Consider the following 22428-nt stretch of genomic DNA (forward strand, 5'->3'; position numbering starts at 1 on the left):
CTCATTTCGGCGCGATGTCGGCGAAATGCAGCACGCCGGCCACGATCACCACCATCACCAGCGACAGCGGCAGGAACACCTTCCAGCCGAGCCGCATCAATTGATCGTAGCGGTAGCGCGGCACGATCGCCTTGGCCATCGCAAACAGGAAGAACATGAAGAACAGTTTCAACGCGAACCAGATCACCCCGGGGATCCAGGTGAACGGCGGTAGCGCGACCGGCGGCAACCAGCCGCCCAGGAACAGGATGGTCGCCATCGCGCACATCGTGGTGATGGCAACGTACTCGCCGAGCATGAACAGAAGATACGGCGTCGAGCCGTATTCGACCATGAAGCCCGCGACCAGCTCCGATTCGGCTTCGACCAGATCGAACGGCGGACGATTGGTCTCCGCCAGCGCCGAGACGTAGAACACCACGAACATCGGCAGCAGCGGCCACACATACCAGTTCAGGATGGTGAGCTGCGGCAGCCCGATCAGGCTGGCAAGCCCGCGGGTGTTCTGCGCCTCCACCACGGCCGACAGGTTGAGCGAGCCGGCGCAGAGCAGCACCGTGATGATCACAAAGCCGATAGAGACTTCGTAGGACACCATTTGCGCCGCCGAGCGCAGCGCGGCCAGGAACGGATATTTCGAGTTCGACGACCAGCCGGCCATGATGATGCCGTAGATCGACAACGACGAGATCGCGAAGATGTAGAGAATGCCGACATTGATGTCGGAGATCACCCAGCCGAGATTAGTCGGGATCACCGCCCAGGCAGCGAGGGCGAGCACGCAGGACACCAGCGGCGCCAGCAGGAACACGCCCTTGTTGGCGCCAGCCGGAATGATCGGCTCCTTCAGCACGAACTTCAGCAGGTCGGCGAAGGACTGCAGCAGGCCGAAAGGCCCGACCACGTTGGGACCGCGCCGGATCTGCACCGCGGCCCAGATCTTGCGGTCGGCGAGCAGGATGTAGGCGATGGCGATCAAGAGCACGACGAGCAGCAACACGCTTTCCGCGACCATCACGATCAGCGGCCAGAGGAAGCCGGTCCAGAATGAGCTTGCGAAGAAATCAGCCATGATCTTAACGCCTATTCCGCTGCCTGCAGCACGCGCTCCGCGGCCAAGCGCGAACATTCCGCCATCACCGCCGAGGCGCGCGCGATCGCATTCGTCAGGTAGAAATCCTCGACCGATGATTTGAACGGCGCCTTCTCCAGGCTGCCGCCCTTGCCTGCAAGAGCCTTGACCTCGGCGGCATTGCCCGCCGCGATCTGGTCGAGGCGCATCAGATACGGCACCGCCTTGAAGATGGCCCTGCGCAAATCGGCGACCGAGTCATAGGGCAGCTTCTTGCCCAGGACTTCCGACAGCGCACGGATGATGGCCCAGTCCTCGCGCGCGTCTCCCGGCGGGAACGCGGCGCGGCCGGCCATCTGCACGCGGCCCTCGGTGTTGACGTAGATCGCGGATTTTTCGGTGTAGGCGGCGCCCGGCAGGATCACGTCGGCGCGGTGCGCGCCACGATCGCCGTGGGTGCCGATATAGACCACGAAGGTACCATCGGGCGCGTTGATCTCGTCGGCGCCGAGCAGGAACAGCACGTCCAACGTGCCGAAGGTCGCCATCTGCGCGGCATTCAGGCCGCCCGATCCGGGCACAAAGCCGATATCGAGCGCGCCGACCCGCGAAGCGGTGTCGTGCAGGACGGCAAAGCCGTTCCAGTCGTCCTTGAGTGCTCCGAAGTCGGCTGCGATTTTTGCCGCCAGCGACAGCACGGCGGCGCCGTCATGACGGCCAGCCGCGCCCGAGCCGACCAGCACGATCGGGTTCTTGGCTTTCTTCAGAACATCCGCAAACGAGCCCTTGCCGCTCGCGAGTTCGCTCAGGCTGTCGGTGCCTGCGCCGAGATAATCATAGTCGTAGGTCAGGTCGGCCTTCGGACCGATCACGCCGATCTTGAGCTGGCCAGTCCGCCAGCGCTTGCGGATGCGGGCGTTGAGGACGGCCGCCTCCTTGCGCGGATTGGCGCCGACGATAAGAAGCACATCCGCCTGCTCGATGCCGGCGATGGTCGGGTTGAAAATGTAGGAGGCGCGGCCGAGCTTCGGATCGAAGGCATCACCGCCCTGCACCGCAAGATTGCTCGAGCCCCATTTGGCCAGCAGATCCTTCAGCGCGAACATCTCCTCGACGCCTGCAAGGTCGCCGGCGATGGCGCCGACGCGCCTGCCGTCGATGCGCCCGGTCTTGGCCGCGATCGCGGCGAAGGCTTCCGGCCACGCGGCTGCGCGCAACTTGCCGTTCTCGCGGATATAGGGCCGGTCGAGTCGCTGCGTGCGCAGACCGTCGACGATGTGGCGCGTCTTGTCCGAGATCCATTCCTCGTTCACGGCGTCATTGGTGCGCGGCAGGATCCGCATCACCTCGCGGCCGCGGGTATCGACGCGGATCGCGGATCCCACGCCGTCCATGACGTCGACCGATTGCGTCTTGCCCAATTCCCAGGGCCGCGCGGCGAAGGCGTAAGGCTTGGAGGTCAGCGCGCCCACCGGGCAGATATCGACGAGGTTGCCCTGCAGCTCCGAGCTCAGCGCATGTTCGAGATAGGTGGTGATCTCCATGTCCTCGCCGCGGCCGGTCGCGCCCATCTCGGGCGTGCCGCAGACCTCGGCGGAGAAGCGGACGCAGCGCGTGCACTGGATGCAGCGGTTCATCGAGGTCTTGACCAGCGCGCCCAGATATTTGTCCTCGACCGCGCGCTTGTTCTCGGCGAAACGGCTGGTGTCGACGCCGTAGCCCATCGCCTGGTCCTGCAGGTCGCATTCGCCGCCCTGGTCGCAGATCGGGCAGTCCAGCGGATGGTTGATCAGCAGGAACTCCATCACGCCTTCGCGCGCCTTCTTCACCATCGGCGAACGCGTCGAGATCTCCGGCGGCTCGCCCTTCGGGCCGGGCCGGCAATCGCGCACGCCCCAGGCGCAGCTTGCCACCGGCTTGGGCCCGCCTTTGACCTCGACCAGGCACATCCGGCAATTGCCGGCGATGGAGAGGCGCTCGTGGTAGCAGAAGCGCGGAATTTCAGCGCCGGCGGCCTCGCACGCCTGCAGCAGCGTGTATTCCGCGGGGACATCGATCTCTTTGCCGTCGATGATGAGCTTCGTCATTGCCTGTTACTCCGCCGCGGCCATGTGGACGGGGTCGCGGATGCCGATATCGTCGATATCCGCCTTGCGCGAATATTCGTCGATCCGGGCTTCGATCTCGTGACGGAAATGCGCGATCAGCCCCTGGATCGGCCATGCCGCGGCATCGCCCAACGCGCAGATGGTATGGCCCTCGACCTGCTTGGTGACCTCAAGCAGCATATCGATCTCGCGCTTATGCGCGCGGCCCTCGGCCATGCGGGTCAACACCCGCCACATCCACCCGGTTCCCTCACGGCAGGGGGTGCACTGGCCGCAGCTCTCGTGCTTGTAGAAGTAGGAAATGCGCGCGATCGCCCGGATCAGGTCGGTCGACTTGTCCATGACGATGACGGCGGCGGTTCCGAGGCCGGAACGCAGCTTGCTCAGGCTGTCGAAATCCATCGCCGTGTCGATGATCTGCTCGGCCGGCACCATACGCACCGAGGAGCCGCCGGGGATGACGGCCTTCAGATTGTCCCAGCCGCCGCGGATGCCGCCACAATGCTTCTCGATCAACTCGCGGAAGGGAATCCCCATCGCCTCTTCGACGTTGCAGGGACGCTCGACATGGCCGGAGATGCAGAACAGCTTTGTGCCCGTGTTGTTCGGCCGGCCGATGCCGGCAAACCAGGCGGCGCCGCGGCGGAGAATATCCGGCGCGACCGCGATCGACTCGACGTTGTTGACCGTGGTCGGACAGCCGTAGAGGCCGACATTGGCAGGGAACGGCGGCTTCAGCCTCGGCTGGCCCTTCTTGCCTTCTAGGCTCTCCAGCAGCGCGGTTTCTTCGCCGCAGATATAGGCGCCGGCGCCATGCGCGACGTAGAGGTCGAACGGCCAGCCATGGATATTGTCCTTGCCGATCAGCTTGGCCTCATAGGCCTGATCGATCGCGGCCTGCAGATGCTCCCGCTCCCGGATGAACTCGCCGCGTACGTAGATGTAGCAGGCGTGCGCCCCCATCGCGAAGCTCGCGATCAGACAGCCTTCGATCAGAAGATGCGGATCGTGCCGCATGATCTCCCGGTCCTTGCAGGTGCCGGGCTCCGATTCGTCGGCATTGACGACCAGATAGCTCGGCCGGCCGTCCTTGTTCTCCTTCGGCATGAACGACCATTTGAGGCCGGTCGGGAAGCCCGCCCCGCCGCGCCCGCGCAGGCCCGAGGCCTTCATCTCATTGATGATCCAGTCGCGCCCCTTGTCGAGGATTGCCTTGGTGCCGTCCCAGCCACCGCGGCGGCGCGCGCCCTCCAGGCCCCAATCCTGCAGGCCGTAGAGGTTCTTGAAGATGCGGTCCTTGTCGTCGAGCATGACTAAACAGCTTTCCGATCCGAGAATGGGGCTTTCGGCGCACGCCTCATGTCGTTTCCTTCAGCGTGGTCGGCCCGGTGATGGGCGCCGAGAACTGGCGGCCGTTCTGCGGCCCCGGCTTCGGCGGATTGCCTGACGCAAAGCCGTCAAGGACTTTGCCAAAACTGTCTTTGGTGAGGTCTTCGTAAGTATCCTTCCAGATCATGACCATGGGCGCGTTCACGCAGGCGCCCAGGCACTCGACCTCTTCCCAGCTAAAGTTGCCATCCTTGGAGAGGTGGAACGGCTCGTGATGGATACGGCTCTGGCACACTTCGATGATGTCGCCGGCGCCGCGCAAGCGACACGGCGTCGTGCCGCAGACCTGGACATGGGCCTTCTTGCCGACCGGCTGAAGCTGAAACATCGTGTAGAAGGTCGCGATTTCGAGCATGCGGATATAGGGCATGTCCAGCATGTCGGCGACGACCCGGATTGCCGCCTCCGAGACCCAGCCCTCGTTCTGCTCCTGCGCCCGCCACAGGATCGCGATCGCCGCGGAAGCCTGCCGCCCCGGCGGATATTTCGTGATCTCGCGCTTGGCCCAGGCGAGATTCTCCTCCGTGAAAGCGAAGCTTTCCGGCTGCAGTTCTTTAGGCGCAAGGCGGCGAACGGACATCGTGTTCTAGACTCTCATTGCATGCGACGCGCGGCATCCGCGTTTAGCGCATCGATCCGGTTTTGCCAGAACACGCTTGCGGTGCCGAAGACGTTGTAGCCGACGTGGGTGGAAACCTTGATACGGTCGAGGATCGACAGCTCGGTCACGGTCTCCAGGCGGCTGGAGCGGGGATCGTAGACCATCAGCCTCAACGGCGTTTGCTCCAGGATGTAGCGCGACACCGTATGATCAGGATCATTGCCGTGCTCTTCGCAGAGGACCACGCTATCGCCCTCGAGCAGCCGCGAGCCCCCCTTGATGGCCTCGACCTCGACGCCTTCGACGTCGAGCTTGATCAGATATTTGCCCTCGGCGGAGACCTTGCCGTCGTCGATCAGATCGTCGAGCGCGATCACGGGCACTTCCTCGCCGCCGTCGCTGTCGGCCTCGCCTGCGATACTGAAGGCCTCGTGCTTGGTGCCGGAAAGCTGCGCGGACCCGCGCTTAGCGCCGACCGCGCACTTCATCAGCTCAAAGCGATCGCCGTTGACGCGCGCGTTGTTGGCAAGCTTTTGGAAATTCTGCGACGACGGCTCGATCGCGATGACCCGGTGCGAGCCGAACGGCGCGCTCGACACCAGGACCGACCAGTAACCGTAATTGGCGCCGCAATCGATCAGCGTATAGTCGACGTCGGCGGAGTGGCGGAACAAGAGCTCGAGTTCGTCCTCATAATGATAGGAACGGTTGAGCAGCTTGCTCCAATAGCCGTCGCCATAGGGAAACTCGAAGACAGCGTCCTCGTTGAGCTTGATCGCGATGTTGCGCTCGGGGAGCGTCTTGCGCAGCAGATTGGCGCAGCCGATGTAGCCGCGATGCGAGAAGTGCGAGGAAATCTTCGACCCCGTGGCCAACGCCAGCGCAGCCGTGCGCTCCCAGAGGTTCGCTCCTTCGAGCGCCCCGGAGGCACGGTCAAACTGGATCGGCGCCTGCGCCATCAACGATCGACCTCTCCGAACACGATGTCGAGGGAGCCGAGAATGGCGGAGACGTCGGCCAGCAGATGACCCCTGGAGATGAAGTCCATCGCCTGCAGATGCGCAAATCCCGGCGCGCGGATCTTGCACTTGTAGGGCTTGTTGGTGCCATCGGCGACGAGATAGACGCCGAATTCGCCCTTCGGCGCCTCCACCGCGGCGTAGACCTCGCCTTCCGGCACGTGGAAGCCTTCGGTGTAGAGCTTGAAGTGATGGATCAAGGCTTCCATCGAGCGCTTCATCTCGCCACGGCGCGGCGGGAAGATCTTGTTGTCCTGTACCACGACCGGCCCCTGCCCGTCGGGGCTGCGCAGCTTGGCGATGCACTGCTTCATGATACGCACGGACTGCCGCATCTCTTCCATGCGGATCAGGTAGCGATCGTAGCAGTCGCCGTTCTTGCCGACCGGAATATCGAAATCCATTTCGGCATAGCATTCATAAGGCTGCGCCTTGCGCAGGTCCCAGGCCGCGCCGGAGCCGCGCACCATCACGCCGGAAAAGCCCCACTCCCAGGCCTGCTTCAGCGTCACCTTGCCGATGTCGACGTTGCGCTGCTTGAAGATGCGGTTGGCCGTGAGCAGCCGGTCGAGGTCGTCGACCACCTTCAAGAAGGGATCGCACCAGGCATCGATATCGTCAATTAGCTTCGGCGGCAGGTCCTGATGCACGCCGCCGATGCGGAAATAGGCGGCATGCATGCGCGCGCCGGACGCACGCTCGTAAAAGACCATCAGTTTTTCGCGCTCCTCGAACCCCCACAGCGGTGGGGTGAGCGCGCCGACGTCCATCGCCTGCGTGGTGACGTTGAGCAGATGCGACAGGATGCGGCCGATCTCGCAGTAGAGGACGCGGATGAGCTGGCCGCGCCTAGGCACCTCGATGCCGAGCAGCTTTTCCGCAGCCAAGCAGAAGGCGTGCTCCTGGTTCATCGGCGCGACGTAATCGAGCCGATCGAAATAAGGAATCGCCTGCAGATAGGTCTTGGCTTCGATCAGCTTCTCGGTGCCGCGATGGAGCAAGCCGATATGCGGATCGACGCGCTCCACCACCTCACCATCGAGCTCCAGCACCAGGCGCAGAACGCCGTGCGCCGCCGGATGCTGCGGGCCGAAGTTGATGGTGAAATTGCGAAGGCCTGGGCTTTGTTCATTCATGGTGCGCCCTCCATGTGCGGGCGAATAGCGAATGGCGAGTAGCAAACAGCGTCACGATTTCTTCCCCGCCTTCTCATCCCCCGGCAGCGGATAATCCGCCCCTTCCCAGGGCGAGAGAAAATCGAACTTGCGGAATTCCTGGTTGAGGCGGACCGGCTCGTACAGCACCCGCTTCTCCTGGTCGTCGTAACGCACCTCGACGAATCCGGTGAGCGGGAAATCCTTGCGCAGCGGATGGCCCTCGAAACCGTAGTCGGTCAGGATGCGCCGCATGTCCGGATGGCCAACGAAGATCACGCCGTAGAGGTCGTAAGCCTCCCGCTCGAACCAGTCGGCGCCGGGAAACACCTCGATGATCGAGGGCACCTGCGTGGTTTCGTCGGCCTCGGCCTTCAGCCGGATGCGGGTGTTCAGCGTCGGTGACAGGAAGTGATACACCACGTCGAAGCGCTTCTCGCGTCCGGGACGATCCACGGCCGTGATGTCGGTGATATTGACAAAGCGGCAGTTGGGATCGTCGCGCAGAAATCGCACGACCTGCACGATCTTGCTGGCCTCAACCATCACTGTAAGCTGGTTGAATGCCACCACATGTCCGAGCGCCGCTCCCGGAAGCGCGCTAACGATCGTTTGCCCCAGGGCCTCGAGCCTGCCGTCGTCCATCGCTTAAAACCTTTTAGCGTTCGATCGTGCCGGTGCGCCGGATCTTCTTCTGCAACAGCAGCACGCCGTAAAGCAGCGCTTCTGCCGTCGGCGGACAGCCGGGCACGTAGATGTCGATCGGAACGATGCGGTCGCAGCCGCGAACCACAGAATAGGAATAATGATAGTAGCCGCCGCCGTTCGCGCAGGACCCCATCGAAATGACGTAACGCGGCTCCGGCATCTGGTCGTAGACCTTGCGCAGCGCCGGGGCCATCTTGTTGGTCAGCGTGCCCGCGACGATCATCACGTCCGACTGGCGCGGCGAAGCGCGCGGCGCAAAGCCGAATCGCTCGACGTCGTAACGCGGCATGGAGACCTGCATCATCTCGACCGCGCAGCAGGCGAGACCGAAGGTCATCCACATCAGCGAGCCGGTGCGCGCCCAGGTGATAAGGTCATCGGCTGCGGCGACAAAGAAGCCCTTGTCCGCCAGCTCGTGATTGATTTCGAGGAAATAGGCGTCATTGGCGCCGACCGGCTTGCCGGTCGCGGGATCAATGATCCCGGTCGCGGGCGGGGCGACCAAGGGGCCTTTGGCAGAGGGTGCCGCGGTTGGGCTCAATCCCATTCGAGCGCGCCTTTCTTCCATTCATATGCAAAGCCGACCGTCAGTACGGCCAGGAACACGATCATCGACCAGAAACCGGTCGCCCCCAGCTTCGCGAACGCCACCGCCCAGGGGAACAGGAACGCGACCTCGAGATCGAAGATGATGAAGAGGATCGCGACCAGGTAGAACCGGACGTCGAACTTCATGCGGGCGTCATCGAAAGCGTTGAATCCGCATTCGTAAGCCGAGAGCTTCTCCGGGTCGGGTTGCTGGAAGGCAACCACGAACGGAGCGATCAGGAGCACCAGCCCGATCACGGCCGCTACCCCAATAAAGACAACAAGTGGCAGATAATTCTGCAGGATGCCGGTCATCGGCGCTTACCTTCTGCTGCGGTTTCGGGAGAGCCGCAGATTCGTCGATTTGGAATTATTCCGAGGCTTTAGCGCAGCGCAGTAAGTGGCGCAAGACAAGCAATTTTGACGCCTCCAAGCCGCCCCCGGCGGCGAAAAACGCCGGCCCTGTATAGTGATGCATGCGCCCAGCCGGCCGTTTGCGCGTCCCTGTCCGTTGAACGATCTCCATTGAGATCGGAAGTCCAAGCTCAAGGAAAGAAGAAGAACGCCATCAGCCGGCGCCGAGGGGCCGCCGGCATCCCCAGAAAAAATTCGATCTTCGCCAAAGCCACACGATCATGGCCGGGTGGCCGGCATGGATCTTTGCTGGTCGCCCCGCTCCCGGATCCGCTAGCGTCGGCGGCCGGATTGCCGCAGTCGCAGGCGCTCCCGCGCCCAGGCCCAGACGCTCACCAGCACGGGACAGCCGACCAGGAGCCAGCACAGACAGCGGCCGGTGTCGCCCAAGAGCAACCCGGCCAAGAGGCCGGCCAGCGTCGACGCCGCAATCATCAGCGGCGCCCCGAAAACGCGGAGACCGCGCGCCAGCGGAACGAGGCGAGCGGACATTATTGAGGCCGGCACAGGACGGGCACGGCGGATGCGACAGAGTTCCTTCTCGGCCGCCGCGCGAACCAGAGATAGGCGCCGCTGCCGATCACGATGATCGTCATGATGTCCAGCGCGGCCCAGATCAGCTTTAGCGGCATCCCGCCATAGTCGCCGAAATGCAGCGGCTGCGACAGCAGAAGTGCCTGCAGATAGAACGGCAGCTCACGGCTATCGGCCACCACGGCCGTTTCACCGTCGAGCAGCACCGGCTTGAGCAGGCGCGACGTCAGGGGCGTGTTGCCGCGCATGAACGCCACGAAATGGTGCGAACTCGAGAATGGTGTTCCTGGAAAAGCGATGAAGGCGATGTCCATTCCCGGCGCAGCCTGCCTGGCCCGGCCAACCACATCGTCCAGCGAAGCTAGATGCGAGGGAGCCGATTTGCCGCCATAGGCCGCCACCATCTGAGCGAGCTCTGTCGTCTTCCACTGGTTCAACATCAGTTCCGCCCAGGTGTTGATGACGCCGGTGGCGCCGACCACCAACGCCCACATGATCGTCACCACGCCGAGCAGATTGTGCCAGTCGAGCCATCTCACCCGGCGCGAGCTGTGTCCGCGGATCGTCGCAAAGCGCAAGCGGCGGGTGAACGGCGCGTACAACACAACGCCCGATATGATGGCGACGATCAAGAGCAATCCCATGCCGCCCAGAAACAGTTTGCCGGCCTGGCCGGCGAACATATCGGTATGCAGTTTCAAGATGATGAGCATCGGGCCTGTGCCGACCAGGCCGAGCGGCTTGGCCCGCACCGCATCGAACGCCCGGACGGTCGCATCGTCGGGCTTGCCGTTCGGAGCGCTGTTCGTAAACGCGGTGACGAGGCCAGGCTCGTCCTTGTCCCAGGAGATGTATTGCAGCACCCTCCCCGGGTCGGCGGCGAGCGCGGCATCCGCGATCCGCTGCACTGGCGCGGGCGGCAAGCCGGCGCTCGACTCCGGTCGCGGTGCGTAACCGAGGAGCTCGTCGATCTCATCGTGAAAGATCAATGGCAGGCCGGTCACGAAGAGCAGCAGCAGAAACAGCGTCGGGATCAGGCTGGACCAGGTGTGGACCAGCGACCAGAGCCTGACGGTTCGCGCCTTCACCGCTCGCCTCCCCTGGGCCCCGACATCACCACTTGTAGGCAAGGCTGGCCGTCACGCGGCGGCGGTCGCCGTAGAAGCAGGCCGTGGGAGTGGAGCAGTTCGCGACGTAGATCTCGTCGGAAATGTTGCTGACGTTCAAGGCGGCACGCCAGTTCTGCCATTCGTAATGAATTGCGGCATCGCCCATCACCACGGATGGAACCTCGAGCGTATTCGCGGGGTCGGCGAAGGAAGAGCCGATGTAACGCACGCCTCCCCCGAAGCCGAAGCCGGTCAATGGCCCCTCCTGGAACGTGTAGTCCGCCCAGGCCGAAGCCATCTGCTGCGGCGTGGCCGCGGGCGCCTTGCCGATCAAGGCCGGGTTCAGGTCCTTGCTGATGAACAGATCATAGGTCGTGAAGGAGCCGACCAGCTTCAGCCCGGGCAGGACATTGGCGACCGCCTCCAACTCCAGCCCCCGCGACGTCCATTCGCCATTCTGGACCTGCAGCAACGCGTTGTTCGGATCGGTTGTCAGAACGTTCTGGCGCTTCAGATCAAACAACGCCACGCCGAAATGTCCGTTGAAGCCGTTGGGCTGATACTTCAATCCGACCTCGGCCTGCTGCCCGGTCTCCGGCTGCGCCAATTGCCCGCCCGCGGTGACGGTGACGACCGGGTTGTAACTGGTCGCATAGGAGACGTAGGGAGCCAATCCGAAATCGAAATTGTAGATCAGGCCGGCGCGACCGCTGAACTGACTGTCGTCGCGACTCTGGCCGAGCCCGATGTGATTGTCGTTGGTCGTCGTCACCCAGTCGTTTCGGCCGCTCAGCACCAGTGTGAACCGGTCCAGCTTGATCTGGTCCTGCACGTAAGTGCCGAGTTGCTTCTGCATCAGCGTTCTGTCCGCGTACGGCGCTCCGCTAAATTGGGCAGTGGGGGTGTAGACCGGGTTGAGCAGATTAATGGACGTGGCGGCGCCAAAGCCCTGCCAGTCGTCGAGGCCGTAATACTTGAGGTCGAGGCCGAACAGCGTGGTGTGGCTCAGAATACCCGTGTTGAAGCGGTATTCGACTTGACTGTCGAGATCGCCTTGGTTGCCGATCCCGTGCGTCAGGAAGTTGCCGCGCGCGAGATTAGCGGCGGCCGGCGTCGTTGCGTATCCGAGACCGTATAGCGTCGAGAGGGTCACGTCGACATGCGCGAACCGGGCGTTCTGTCGGAACGTGACATCGTCGGAGAGATTACGCTCGAACTGATAGCCGATCATCTCCTGTTCGCGCCTGAAGGTATCCGCGCTGGGCTCGCTGGTGAACAGGCTGGTCGGAATACGGCCGAACGGTGCGGCAACAACAGTGCCGATATAGGGCAGGAAGTTCTGGCTGCGGGTCTCGTTCTTCGACGCTGACGCGAGCACGGTGAATGTCGTGTCGGCGTCGGGTTTGTAGGTCACCGACGGCGCGATGAAGAAGTTGTTGTCCGGGGTGAAATCGACCTGCGTCCCGCCCCCCTGAACCTGCCCGACCAACCGGTAATAGAGCTTGCCATTGTCTCCCGGCGTTGCGACTGGCCCGCCGAAATCAAAGGACAGATATCCATTGCCGAAATTATTGACGCCGGTCTCGAGATAGCGGATCGGCTCGGCCGGGGGCATCTTGCTGATCGCATTGACGATGCCGCTGGGGCTCGAGCCGCCATACAGCACCGCGGACGGCCCGCGCAGAATCTCAACGCGCTCGAGATTGAAGGGCTGCAGTTTCCAGCTCGCATAGGAGGCGTAGAAGAGCTGCAGCCCATCGAGGAACATGCCGACGTCATTGGACGTGAAGCCGCGGATCAGGAACCAGTCGTTGCGGTTGTCGGCGCCGAACGTTCCGGCGAGGACGCCTGGCGCGTAACGCAGGATCTCGTCGAACTTGCCCGGCTTTTGGTCCCGGATCTGTTCGCTGCCGATAACAGAGACGGCCTGCGGGGTCTCCATGATCGGTGTGTTGGTCTTGGTACCGGACGAGCTTCGGTTGGCGACGTAGCCTTGAATCGGCCCACGCGGACTCTCGACAAATCCGACATTGCGCTGCGGCTGCGGCTGCGGCTTGCTCGCCTGCGTCGCGCGTGCTGAGCGTCGCTCAGTTTGCGAGGCCCGGCGCCGCGGCTCACTCGGACGGACCGTCACCGGCGGAAGATTTTCCGCGCCGGATTGCGTGCTTGACGTGCCTGCCTGCTGCGCGAAGGAAACCTGCGGCAACAAAACCAATGCGGACGCGGTCGCCAATGCGGCGATCCGCAAAAAACCCAACGAATTCAACGCGCCACCCCAACCCTGAATGCTTCGGCCTACCGTCAGAATCGACGATGCGGCCATTGCGGCGACGCTTATGCGATGGTTGGCGCTTTACCTAATGGAATACCTCTTAGAACCGGTCTTAGAATGCTTCGAGAAAACTCCCCTTCACGCCGCGACCAGCGCACCGAATCGAAGCGAGGCTGGGTCCGCGCGCAAGGAGGTGATGAATCCATCCTTTCTGCGAACGAAATCATTTTGGCAAAGGCGCGAAACCAGTCTGAAACATATTGAGGCTAAGCCTCCAAGCGACACAACGGCGCCTCGAGACGCCTGGGAGGCTTAAAATGAACCACTCGCTCCATTCGGCCGACCGCGCGACCCACCTGAAGGTCGTGGTGATGGCGCTGGTGGCGAGTCTTGCGGTGGCAGCCTTGGGCATCGCGACCCGCAGCCATGTGGACTACACCCAGACAGCCCATGTCATCAAAGCCGGCAAGCCGATCGTGATGACGAACTCGAATGCCATGATGGTCCGCTGAGCGGCGGTTCATCCGGGAGATTGGGGTTGGGAACGGTCGCATTCCCGTAAGGTTCACGTCAGGGTTGCGAGATAGGATCATCAGACGCGACTCAGCGAGCGGCGACCGGAAAGATGTTCCCAAGAGAGTGGATGTGGCTCGATCCTTATGAAGAGCGCCCCAGGAGCGGATTGATTACCCATCAGTACCGCACGCTGGAGGCCGATTGCCCTGAGATGCGATTAACGGGCATTGGTGGGGAACGCGCGCAGCCATCGCGGGGCTTGAGCACCGCGAGCGGCTCGAAGACACCGCATCCAAGGTCGAAACCTCCGCATTGAATGCGAGCGGCTTCACTGAGATGGGTTTGAAGCCGCACTCATAAAACAGGACCATCCTGTGAGGCGTTGGGAGCATTCAGCCGCCGACGAGCCAGTGAAAAAAGGTAACCAGGGTCCTCCCCCACGCTTGTTAGGCCGGAGTTCCCTCCCGGGAACCTGTTCCGCGCGCGCTGCCCCGGCGATGGCCGCCCAAAACTCTTGAATTTGTGCAGCGCAGTCCCATATAGACCCGTGCGATGGCGTGATCACGCTGTCGCTGCCCTTCTTGGGCGTTTTCCTCCCTAGACTTGGGCCTCCTGCCATCGCAGGCGGCCCTTTTTCTTTTCTGGCCCCTCGAATTGGCGGTGGTCCTCCGATCGGCTTGCACCGCGCCTTACGTCGCGTGAAGCTGGAGGAAGCTCATCCCGGGTGGACGTGGACGGCGAGCGTGCGGTCCGACAGCAAAGCTCCAGCGCGTATGACCGGCGGCGGAGCCGCCTCTTGGGGCGGCATCGGGTCCCCCTCGCGATGGTCCGTGCTGGTTTGGACCGTGCTGCTGGTGGCGATGGTCGTGTCGTTCAGGCCGGCGGTTCCGGTCATCTGGGGCGACACGCCGTCCTTCGTCGAGTCTGCGCTTCTCACGCTCGATGCTGGACGGCTGACTGTGGCCGGCGGGCGCGATCCGGGGTACCCGGCATTCCTTGCCACGATCTTCGCGTTCGGAGGCGATCTCGGGACAGTGGTGCGCGTGCAAGAGGCCGCGTGGGCCGTGCTGATTCTAACAATGGCAGCGACCACCCGGATGGCGACGCGCGGCGCCGTTGGGCTCGTGCCAGTCATCCTGGTCGCGACCTATCCGGGCCTGCTGCTGTTCAGGAACGTGCTCACCGCGGATCTTCTCTTTGCGGTCTTCCTCAATCTGGCAACGGCTGCATTGCTTGTTGCCACCTGCATCGACGATGCGGCGCGGTGCTGGGCGGTGGCGGCCTCTGTCTTGTGCGCGGCGCTCGCCGCCTGTTTCCGATCGCAAGGGCTCCTGGTCCCAATCGCCGCCATCCTGATGGGCGCTTGGCTGGCCCGGCCCGGCACCATCGCGCGTTTTGCCGTGATGGCCATGTCCGTTGCGATCGCCGTGGCGCTCCTTGTGGCAGGCTCCCGGTTCGGCGCTGCGGCTTCCGACCAGGCGTCGGCCGTATTCGTACCCAAGACACTGTTCTGCAATCACCTGAACATTGCGCTTGCAAGCGATGCAGCGCGCCGCGAGATCGCATCAGTGGCCGGCGACCGCGCCGATGCCACCATGGCGCGGCTTGAAGCCGACTTCGCCGCGGAGCCGGGTCGCTGGCCCGTGCTTGGGTTTTTCGGCGACGCGTGCCTGTTCGACACCGCACTTGAACGGGACGTCGCGGACGGGAACGCTGTCGACGCGGCCGCAGCCTATCGGCGTATCTTCCTGGCCGCCGTACGCGACCGGCCGCTGGCCTACGCAGGCAAAGTCCTGCGTCAGATGGCCTTTGGGGCGTCGGTCGCATGGCCGCCTTACGGGCTCGACTCTGCCATACCGGTGTCGAACGACGACGTGCCGCACGTGTCGGACATCATCACGCGGCACGGCCGCAACCTTCACCCGACCCAGTTGCAAGGCGAACCCGTTCGGATCGGGCTGCTGTCCGACGTCCCAGGCCTCTCCGCCTATCTGTTCAGAGCCCTGTCCGCCGCCTTCGTTGTTGCAGTCATATTCTGGACGGTAACGGCTGTGGGGCGTCGGCACCGCTCTCAGTTCCTGACGCGCGCAGGCATCGTGATCGTGATGTGGGCCGCTTCGATCGCAACCGCCGCCTGCGCCCATACCCTCGACATCGGACGCTATCTGATTCCCGCAGTGCCGATGGTGGGCCTGATGCTGTCCATTTTCGCGGCCGAACTGGCCGAGACGATCACGCGTCTGCGGAAGGGGGCCGATTGAGGCGCCCTGCCCGTTCGAGCCGCACCATCAGATCGAGCCGTCGCCATCCCAGGTCCTGCGCAGCAGAGTGAGCCAGGCCTCGGCCGCAGGCGAGAGATAGGCGCCGCGTCGCCAGGCCATCGCCATCGTCCACTCGACGCCAGGCTCGTCGAGGAGCACGAGACTGATCGGCACCTGTGTTCGCTGAGTCGCAATCATCCGCGGCAGAAAGGCGACACCGAGCCCCGCGCCCGCCAGTTCGGCGATGAAGTCGATCTGGCTGCTGCGCGCAGCGACCGCAGGCTCGAAGCCGTTGCGGCGGCACGCATCAAGAATGATCCGATTAAGGGCAAAGCCCGTCTCGAACAGAATGAACGGCATATCACGCAGATCGCTCAGCGTGACCTTGGGCTTGTCGGCGAGCGGATGATCGGCCGGCAAAAGCGCCATCAGCGGCTCGCGCCGCACGGCCTGCGAGGCGAACTCCTCCGTGATCGGCAGCAGCAGGCCGGCGAAATCAATCTCGCCTGCGTGGAGCAACTCGTTGAGGCGGTCGCTGCCATGCTCGACCAGCCTGATCTCGATCTCGGGATGGCGTTGGCGATAGAGGGCGAACAGCGGGGCAAACAGTGTGCTGCTGCCGATGGGCGGCAGGCCGAGCCGCAAGACCCCACGTGTCAGTCCGCGCAACTCCTTGAGTTCGGCCTCAAGATCGTCCCGCTCGGCCAAGAGCCGGAGGGCCCGGCGGTAGACGATCTCTCCTGCAGCCGTCAGCCGGCTTCGGTGGCCGAGCCGATCGAGCAAGGGCAAACCGAGTTCATCCTCCAACTGCTTGACCGCCTTGCTGACGGTGGATTGCGTGGCGAATACCACCTTGGCGGCTTGGGAGAAGCCGCCTTGGCGAACAACCTCCACGAAGGCTCTTAATGTCCTGAGTTCCATGGTATTCCAATAGCGACTTAATCCATTCAATCAATTCATTTTATACATGCTGCATTGCGAGATATAGTGATCTGGACAGGTTTTTTGGGATTTCTCGATGTCGCACCGCAACATCCTGGTCCTTGCACGCCATCGCTTGCGCCGCAGCCGGCTGCTGCAGATCGCGCTGATGGGAGCGTTCTGGCTTGCCGGCGAAGAGATCGCCCGAATCTGCGGGCTGCCGGTACCCGGCGGCATCGTTGGCATGGCCCTGGCGCTGGCGGTATTGTGTGCACGCGGCCTCAAGGTTGCGAGCATGAAACGCGGCGCCGATTGGCTCCTGGCCGAGATGCTGCTGTTCTTCGTACCGGCTGTACTCGCGCTTCTCGACCACCGCGAGTTCATGGGCCTGCTGGGCCTGAAAATCCTCGCCATCATCCTCGTCAGCACGACGGCGGTGATGTGCGTGACGGCCCTGACGGTCGACTTCTGCTACCGCTGGAGCGACGGCGATGAACGCACCCGCCCTGTGGCATGAGCCTCTTGCGCAGGCGGCCGGTTGGTCGCTGGCGACCATCTTGTTCTATTTTCTGGCCAAGCGTCTTCATCGCAAATGGCCGCGCTGGTGGCTGATGCCTCTTGCGGTCGCGCCGGCACTGCTGATGCTGGCTGCTCTCATCCTGCACGAGTCCTACCGCGACTATATCCGCGGCACGCACTGGCTGGTGGCGCTGCTGGGCCCCGCAACCGTCGCTTTCGCCGTCCCCATTTATGAGCAGCGGGCGCTGATCCGCCGTCGTTGGCCGCTGCTGCTGGCGGGCATGATCGCAGGCAGCTTCACCGCTATCGCATCGAGTTGGGCGCTCGCTGATTTGCTGGGTATCGATGGGGCGCTCCGCCTCAGCCTGCTGCCGCGCTCGATCAGCACGCCGTTCGCCATGGAGGTCTCGGACGAAATCGGCGGCATACCTGATCTCACCGCGGTGTTCGTCGTGCTCACCGGCATTATCGGCGCGGCGGTCGGCGACGTGGTGCTGGCGCGGCTACCGCTGCATTCAAGGCTGGCCAAAGGCGCGCTGTTCGGTATCGGCGCGCATGGGGCGGGAACAGCCCGGGCTCATCAAATCGGTCGGGAAGAAGGAGCAATCGCCGGTCTCGTGATGGTGCTGGTCGGATTGATGAACGTGGCCTTGGCACCCGTCATCGTTCAGCTCATGAGATAGTGGTGCCGAACGGCGCCACGGCCAAGGTGCTTCTTCCACGAAGGCCGCATCGTATCTACGTTGCGCCCCACAGTTTTCCGGTCACTGCGCTCCAAGCCACCAGGCGCAATCACGCTGGGGGCATCCTTTCGAATTTCGGCAAGGCTGGATCGAGGTGATCCCACGCGTGACCCGCAGCGCTCCAGATAACGTTTTGCGGCTTATACCGGCTTGGATCATCGAGGCTCCCCGCACGCGCGACGAAAACGTCCGGTATGTCGCGAAAGATCATATAGACCGGTGAACCGCAGGTGGCGCAGAAGCCGCGCGTTTTGACCGTTCCATTGTCGCCAACCAAGTCCCAATGCGTCGCCTCGCCCTGGACGCTCACGGCTGAACGCGGGAAGAACAAGTGGGACAAGTGCCCGGTGCCACTTTCACGCTGGCATTGGCGACACTGGCAATCGTTCATCGCCATAGGTTCGGCGGAGATCTTGTAGCGGATCGCGCCGCAGGCACACCCACCGGTATATGGCTCGTTCATGTCTTCTCACCTTGATCTGAAACGCCGTTGGCCAAACAAGCATTTGAGGGCATCGAACGTGCTCGCCCACCAACTTGGACGGGCGAGCGGACGACGCTCGTCTGCGCAGCGTCAGCCCTGCTCGTCGGCGATGCTGCCGAGGTTTTGCAGGACCTTTTTCCAACCCTCGCTCATGTTCTTGTAAGCCGTATCGTTCCTCGGCAGGACGAAACCGGAGTGGACAAGTCGGAGGCGCGTTCCATTCTCAACCCTCGAGAGAGTCCACGTGACCACCGTGTCCAACTGTGAGCCGTATCCGACATTTCCATCGTGTCCTCCTTTCCAGGCATATGCGAGGCGTTCGTCGCGCTTCACCTCCAGCACCTGACAGTGGATGGTACCGTCCCACGCGCCGGCCGGCTTTGTCTGGAAAGTAAAATGCTTGCCCTCCACGGGCTCGAAACCTGTCGGCGCCATGATCCAACGGCTCATCAGTTCGCCGCTCGTCAGCGTCTTCCAGATTGTCTCGGGCGCATGTGGGAAGACCTCGTCTATCACGATCTCCTGCGTATCGAGCTTCGATGCGGCGTCAGTCATGGATCGATCTCCTTCAGGAGGGTACGAAGATTGGCGAACCGCTTGCGCCAGAGCACGCCGTAATGGCTCATCCAATCGAAGAGTGGAGCAAGGCCCTCGGGTCGGGCGCGATAGTAAACCTTCCGACCCTCGGGCCGTTCGGCGACCAGACCAGCCTGCTTCAATGCTTTGAGATGTTGTGAGATCGCGCCCTGCGTTACCCCGCTCCCCCGCGTCAGCTCCACTACGCTGATCTCGTCAGCGCTGATCACCCGCTCGAACACGGCTCGCCGGGTTGGATCAGCAAGGGCGCGCATCACAGTATCGATGTGGGGTGTTACATGCATAACAACTCATTAGTCTGCACTGATTGATTAGTCAATACTAATACATCCGATCAGGAGCTCGCCAGGCCCGCGCAAGGGAGCGCGAGCAGGAACGTGAGCGCGACGAATTTCTATGATCGCGGATTTAGCGGCGCAGCTACCCAGTCTTTGATCAGAATCCGGAGTTCGGGAGATCGTCGGCTGTCGCAGGGATGATGTCGGGAAGATCGAAAACCGGAAACAGACTCTGCGCGAGGGGCTTTGCAAAGAGCGTCAACGTGGAGATGGTGCCGTTCTCGATGGTAAGCACATGGATGGAATGTGCGGTCCAAGGCGCATCGCTGCTCGCGCGCGAATACGCTGCGAAAGCTGGTTGATTGTTGGCAGCCGTCGGAACCAGTCGAAAGCTCTCGTAAGCTCGCCATGCCCATTCGAAGAAGTTGCCGATAGCCGTACGGCCCGCGTACCACTGTACTTTCGGCGGCATCGTGTACGTCGCGTCCTCTTTAAGCAGAGCCACAAGACCATCGACGTCAAGTCGTTCCCAGGCTCGCAAATAACGGCCTAGAAGTTCCTGCTCGAGCGGATTTGCCGAGCGCGACACCGCAGGTCGACCATCGGGGTAGCGCTTAGAAAGCGTCTCGCGCGCCCGCTGCAAGATACTGTTGATCGAAGCCGTTGAGCCGCCAAGAAGGGTTGCCGCCTCATTGGCAGACCAGCCCAGCACGTCGCACAGCAAGAGCGCGGCTCGCTGGCGGGGAGGCAAGCCCTGTATGACGGCGACGAAGGCGAGTCGGACAGCTTCCCGCGACAGATAGCGCGCCTCGGGGTTCGCCGACTCGTCAATGCCTTCAAGATACGAGTCTGGATAGGGTTCTAGCCATGGGACGTCGGCAACAGCCGTACCATCTGGCATGTGCGCGCCCGCTGCAGGCATCCATTCGTTCGGCAGGAGCCGCGGCGCGTTCCTTCGAGCCGCCAGCGCATTCAGGCAAACGTTCGTTGCAATCTGATATAACCAAGAACGGAAAGATCCGCGCCCCTCGAATTTGCCGAAGCCTCGCCAAGCTCGCAGGAGAGTCTCCTGAACCGCGTCTTCGGCTTCGTGGACCGAGCCAAGCATCCGATAGCAATGCAGTTTAAGCTCGCGGCGAAGCGGCTCTACGAGCCGACCAAACTCATCATTGGGGCGGTTCGGATCTCTTTTTGAGCTTGGCACGTCAGCCGCGGCCATCGCTATCGGATATTTGCATTCGGACAGCATGCTTCAAGCCCAGACGATCAGAGTAAACTTTCGACGACTCGGCCCAACCACGATAACGATGACTATCGGCGCAAGCCAACGTCGTCGCTCATTGAGGCACAACTTCGAGCCCACGGCCCGAGACAATGAAAGTGTTGCCTTCAACACGGCCGATATTCGTGGCCAACTCGATGACTGCGGTCGCAACGTGCGCTGAAGTCGGTGGCGAGGCCATACTCCGAACGACGTCCGCCGCGGGTATGCCGAGATAGCGAGAATAACCGGCGATCGCATGCTTTCCCAGGTCGGTATCCGGCATGATGCGCGGCGCCAGCGAAATGAACCGCAATCCAAGTCCTAAACGATCCGATTCCTTCTGTGCATAGTTAGCAATGAAAAGCTGCGTACGCTTGGCCCCGGCGTATCCTCCCGAGTTCGGCGAACCCGCGAGGGCCGCGCCGCTCGATATCAGAATGATCTGAGTGCCGGCGGGCAGCGGGCGCGATATTGCGGCCTTGCAGAAATTAAACGCAATCCTGACGTCAACGGCCCAGTTTACACTGAACTCGTGCCAGCTCTGCTCATGAAACGGGGCCGCGGGCGGAAAGGCTCCGGCACAAATGGCAAGAATGCTTGGCTCGAGGGTCTCAAATACTTTGAGCGGAGCATCTTCGTCCGTCGCATCGAGCGACAGAATCTGGACACCCGCGATCGCTTGTTGCAGTTGCCTCAGGGGCGCCTGCTGCCGAGCGACCGCAAGCACCCGCGCGCCATTGCCGCGAGCTTCCTCCACGATACGCCGCCCCACGCCTCGGCTCCCACCGATGACCACGATGTCCTTGCCCGTTAATGCAAGCATTCTGTTCTCCTGGCGTTTGGGTGTTCATGCCTGCCCACCCGACGAATAAGACCAGCTCGACCTGCGAAACTCATCGGTGATGCCCACTTTTTTTTCGCTGCTGAGCACCAGTCGACGCAGCCACGATACCGTGCAAAAAATCACGCGCAGCGCCCTCACCGCATGCGCCAGCGCCGCAGACCTGCCAGGACCGAACAGCCCATCCAGAGCTTTTAGCCTGCCGCCGGCCACGCATCCGGCTTCATGTGTAAGACAAACGCGGCGGCTTGGAATCGTCGGCCCCCATAGGCACCAGCTTCCTAGACGCCTTCCAGAGCTGTCCATTGATAAAATTCGGCGCGAGTCGGCGCATGAATGCGAGTTGCTCCGACTGCCCCGGCCGGATCTCGAGGACACCCGCCTTGAGCCCCTCGAACGATTGCTTCACTAACTGCTCGGTTGTGATCATGGTGATGCCATCTCCTCGAAGGTCAGCCGTCATCTCGGTCTTCACCGCCGGAGGCATGAGCTCGATGACCTCCACCCCGGTTTCCTCTAGCTGGAAACGAAGCGACTGCGTGTACGAGTGGATCGCCGCCTTGGTGGCGCAGTATATCGGCAAGCACGGCAACGGCACGAATGCCAGGGCAGAAGACACGTTGATGAGAGTGCCTCTGTTAGCCTTGAGCATGTCGATGAATGCAGAAGTCATCCGGATTACGCCGCCCGCGTTGACCTCCAACTCCACCGTCAAGCCGGCAAGGTCGGCCGCCGTGCCCTTGAGGTTCTTATAGCGGCTGATGCCGGCGTTGTTCATCAGCACATCGAGCTCAGGGAAGTCCGCCTTCACGCGCGCTGCAAGCGCAGCGATCTGCGTGGGGTCGGAAACATCGCTCTGGATCGTATGAAGCTTCGGGTGCTGTCGCTTCACCTGGTCGAGCGCTGCCTGGCGTCGCCCGGTCACGATGACTTGGTTACCGAGCTCGACGAATTTGAGCGCGAACGCAAGACCGATGCCAGCGGATCCTCCGGTGATGAGGACTGTGCGACCGGTGAGTTTCATGAGATTCCCCTT

General features: G+C 62.6%; 24 protein-coding genes. 4 read left to right on the plus strand and 20 right to left on the minus strand.

The genetic code is table 11. From position 1 onward, the window contains the following. Nucleotide 1: 1 nt before the first annotated feature. The 12 genes from nuoH to P6U23_RS22270 form a co-directional block, all read right to left on the minus strand. Nucleotides 2-1072, minus strand: a complete 1071-nt coding sequence (gene nuoH / locus P6U23_RS22215; protein ID WP_407174725.1) for an NADH-quinone oxidoreductase subunit NuoH — start codon at nt 1070-1072, stop codon at nt 2-4. A gap of 11 nt (nt 1073-1083) precedes the next feature. Beyond that, nucleotides 1084-3159, minus strand: coding sequence for an NADH-quinone oxidoreductase subunit NuoG (gene nuoG / locus P6U23_RS22220; RefSeq protein WP_407174726.1), 2076 nt, complete (start codon nt 3157-3159; stop codon nt 1084-1086). Nucleotides 3160-3165: 6 nt separating this feature from the next. Then, nucleotides 3166-4491 carry an NADH-quinone oxidoreductase subunit NuoF gene (nuoF, locus tag P6U23_RS22225; RefSeq protein WP_407174727.1) on the minus strand — a complete coding sequence of 442 codons (1326 nt, stop codon included), beginning with the start codon at nt 4489-4491 and terminating at the stop codon, nt 3166-3168. A gap of 46 nt (nt 4492-4537) precedes the next feature. After that, nucleotides 4538-5149 (minus strand): NADH-quinone oxidoreductase subunit NuoE, encoded by a 612-nt coding sequence (nuoE, locus tag P6U23_RS22230; protein ID WP_407174728.1) that lies wholly within the window; start codon nt 5147-5149, stop codon nt 4538-4540. 14 nt (nt 5150-5163) lie between these two features. Next, nucleotides 5164-6129: an FkbM family methyltransferase gene (locus P6U23_RS22235; RefSeq protein ID WP_407174729.1), complete on the minus strand. Its 966-nt coding sequence runs from the start codon at nt 6127-6129 to the stop codon at nt 5164-5166. Further along, a complete protein-coding gene (locus P6U23_RS22240) occupies nt 6129-7325 on the minus strand; it encodes an NADH-quinone oxidoreductase subunit D (protein WP_407174730.1) in 1197 nt (398 codons plus the stop codon). Before P6U23_RS22240 ends, P6U23_RS22235 begins: the two co-directional genes overlap by 1 nt. 51 nt (nt 7326-7376) lie before the next feature. Further along, nucleotides 7377-7988 carry an NADH-quinone oxidoreductase subunit C gene (locus tag P6U23_RS22245; RefSeq protein ID WP_407174731.1) on the minus strand — a complete coding sequence of 204 codons (612 nt, stop codon included), beginning with the start codon at nt 7986-7988 and terminating at the stop codon, nt 7377-7379. Nucleotides 7989-8001: 13 nt separating this feature from the next. After that, entirely contained in the window at nt 8002-8598 is a 597-nt protein-coding gene (locus P6U23_RS22250; RefSeq protein ID WP_407174732.1) for a NuoB/complex I 20 kDa subunit family protein, read from the minus strand. Then, nucleotides 8589-8954, minus strand: a complete 366-nt coding sequence (locus P6U23_RS22255; RefSeq protein ID WP_407174733.1) for an NADH-quinone oxidoreductase subunit A — start codon at nt 8952-8954, stop codon at nt 8589-8591. Before P6U23_RS22255 ends, P6U23_RS22250 begins: the two co-directional genes overlap by 10 nt. Before the next feature lie 372 nt (nt 8955-9326). Beyond that, nucleotides 9327-9545, minus strand: a complete 219-nt coding sequence (locus P6U23_RS22260; RefSeq protein ID WP_407174734.1) for a hypothetical protein — start codon at nt 9543-9545, stop codon at nt 9327-9329. Beyond that, the gene (locus P6U23_RS22265) at nt 9545-10675 is read right to left on the minus strand and encodes a PepSY-associated TM helix domain-containing protein (protein ID WP_407174735.1); all 1131 of its coding nucleotides are present in this window, start codon (nt 10673-10675) and stop codon (nt 9545-9547) included. Before P6U23_RS22265 ends, P6U23_RS22260 begins: the two co-directional genes overlap by 1 nt. Nucleotides 10676-10700: 25 nt before the next feature. Continuing rightward, a complete protein-coding gene (locus P6U23_RS22270) occupies nt 10701-13019 on the minus strand; it encodes a TonB-dependent siderophore receptor (protein WP_407174736.1) in 2319 nt (772 codons plus the stop codon). 266 nt (nt 13020-13285) lie between these two features. Between P6U23_RS22270 and P6U23_RS22275 the strand changes: the two genes are divergently transcribed. Beyond that, nucleotides 13286-13480 carry a hypothetical protein gene (locus tag P6U23_RS22275; RefSeq protein WP_407174737.1) on the plus strand — a complete coding sequence of 65 codons (195 nt, stop codon included), beginning with the start codon at nt 13286-13288 and terminating at the stop codon, nt 13478-13480. 849 nt (nt 13481-14329) lie between these two features. Further along, nucleotides 14330-15745 carry a hypothetical protein gene (locus P6U23_RS22280; RefSeq protein ID WP_407174738.1) on the plus strand — a complete coding sequence of 472 codons (1416 nt, stop codon included), beginning with the start codon at nt 14330-14332 and terminating at the stop codon, nt 15743-15745. Nucleotides 15746-15772: 27 nt separating this feature from the next. Here P6U23_RS22280 and P6U23_RS22285 read toward each other — a convergent pair whose 3' ends face one another. Further along, entirely contained in the window at nt 15773-16666 is an 894-nt protein-coding gene (locus P6U23_RS22285; RefSeq protein WP_407174739.1) for a LysR family transcriptional regulator, read from the minus strand. Nucleotides 16667-16763: 97 nt separating this feature from the next. Here P6U23_RS22285 and P6U23_RS22290 point away from each other — a divergent pair, with 97 nt between their 5' ends. After that, a complete protein-coding gene (locus P6U23_RS22290; protein ID WP_407174740.1) occupies nt 16764-17183 on the plus strand; it encodes a CidA/LrgA family protein in 420 nt (139 codons plus the stop codon). Then, nucleotides 17158-17868: an LrgB family protein gene (locus tag P6U23_RS22295; protein WP_407174741.1), complete on the plus strand. Its 711-nt coding sequence runs from the start codon at nt 17158-17160 to the stop codon at nt 17866-17868. The genes P6U23_RS22290 and P6U23_RS22295 overlap by 26 nt, the downstream gene beginning before the upstream one ends. Nucleotides 17869-17977: 109 nt before the next feature. Here the strand turns inward: P6U23_RS22295 and P6U23_RS22300 are convergent, their stop codons facing one another. From P6U23_RS22300 to P6U23_RS22330, 7 genes are all read right to left on the minus strand, one after another. Further along, a complete protein-coding gene (locus P6U23_RS22300; RefSeq protein WP_407174742.1) occupies nt 17978-18391 on the minus strand; it encodes a GFA family protein in 414 nt (137 codons plus the stop codon). 111 nt (nt 18392-18502) lie between these two features. Further along, nucleotides 18503-18967 carry an SRPBCC family protein gene (locus P6U23_RS22305; protein WP_407174743.1) on the minus strand — a complete coding sequence of 155 codons (465 nt, stop codon included), beginning with the start codon at nt 18965-18967 and terminating at the stop codon, nt 18503-18505. Then, on the minus strand, nt 18964-19293 hold the full coding sequence (locus P6U23_RS22310; RefSeq protein ID WP_407174744.1) for an ArsR/SmtB family transcription factor: 330 nt from the start codon (nt 19291-19293) through the stop codon (nt 18964-18966). Before P6U23_RS22310 ends, P6U23_RS22305 begins: the two co-directional genes overlap by 4 nt. A gap of 151 nt (nt 19294-19444) precedes the next feature. Further along, a complete protein-coding gene (locus tag P6U23_RS22315) occupies nt 19445-20536 on the minus strand; it encodes a sigma-70 family RNA polymerase sigma factor (RefSeq protein WP_407174745.1) in 1092 nt (363 codons plus the stop codon). An 88-nt stretch (nt 20537-20624) separates the two neighbouring features. Then, complete coding sequence (locus P6U23_RS22320) at nt 20625-21374, minus strand: SDR family NAD(P)-dependent oxidoreductase (RefSeq protein ID WP_407174746.1); 750 nt, start codon at nt 21372-21374, stop codon at nt 20625-20627. Nucleotides 21375-21398: 24 nt separating this feature from the next. Next, a complete protein-coding gene (locus tag P6U23_RS22325; RefSeq protein ID WP_407174747.1) occupies nt 21399-21605 on the minus strand; it encodes a hypothetical protein in 207 nt (68 codons plus the stop codon). Between the two features lie 10 nt (nt 21606-21615). Next, a complete protein-coding gene (locus tag P6U23_RS22330; protein ID WP_407174748.1) occupies nt 21616-22416 on the minus strand; it encodes an SDR family oxidoreductase in 801 nt (266 codons plus the stop codon). Nucleotides 22417-22428 lie beyond the last annotated feature (12 nt).

Source organism: Bradyrhizobium sp. STM 3562 (genome assembly GCF_045571435.1).
Lineage (GTDB): Bacteria > Pseudomonadota > Alphaproteobacteria > Rhizobiales > Xanthobacteraceae > Bradyrhizobium.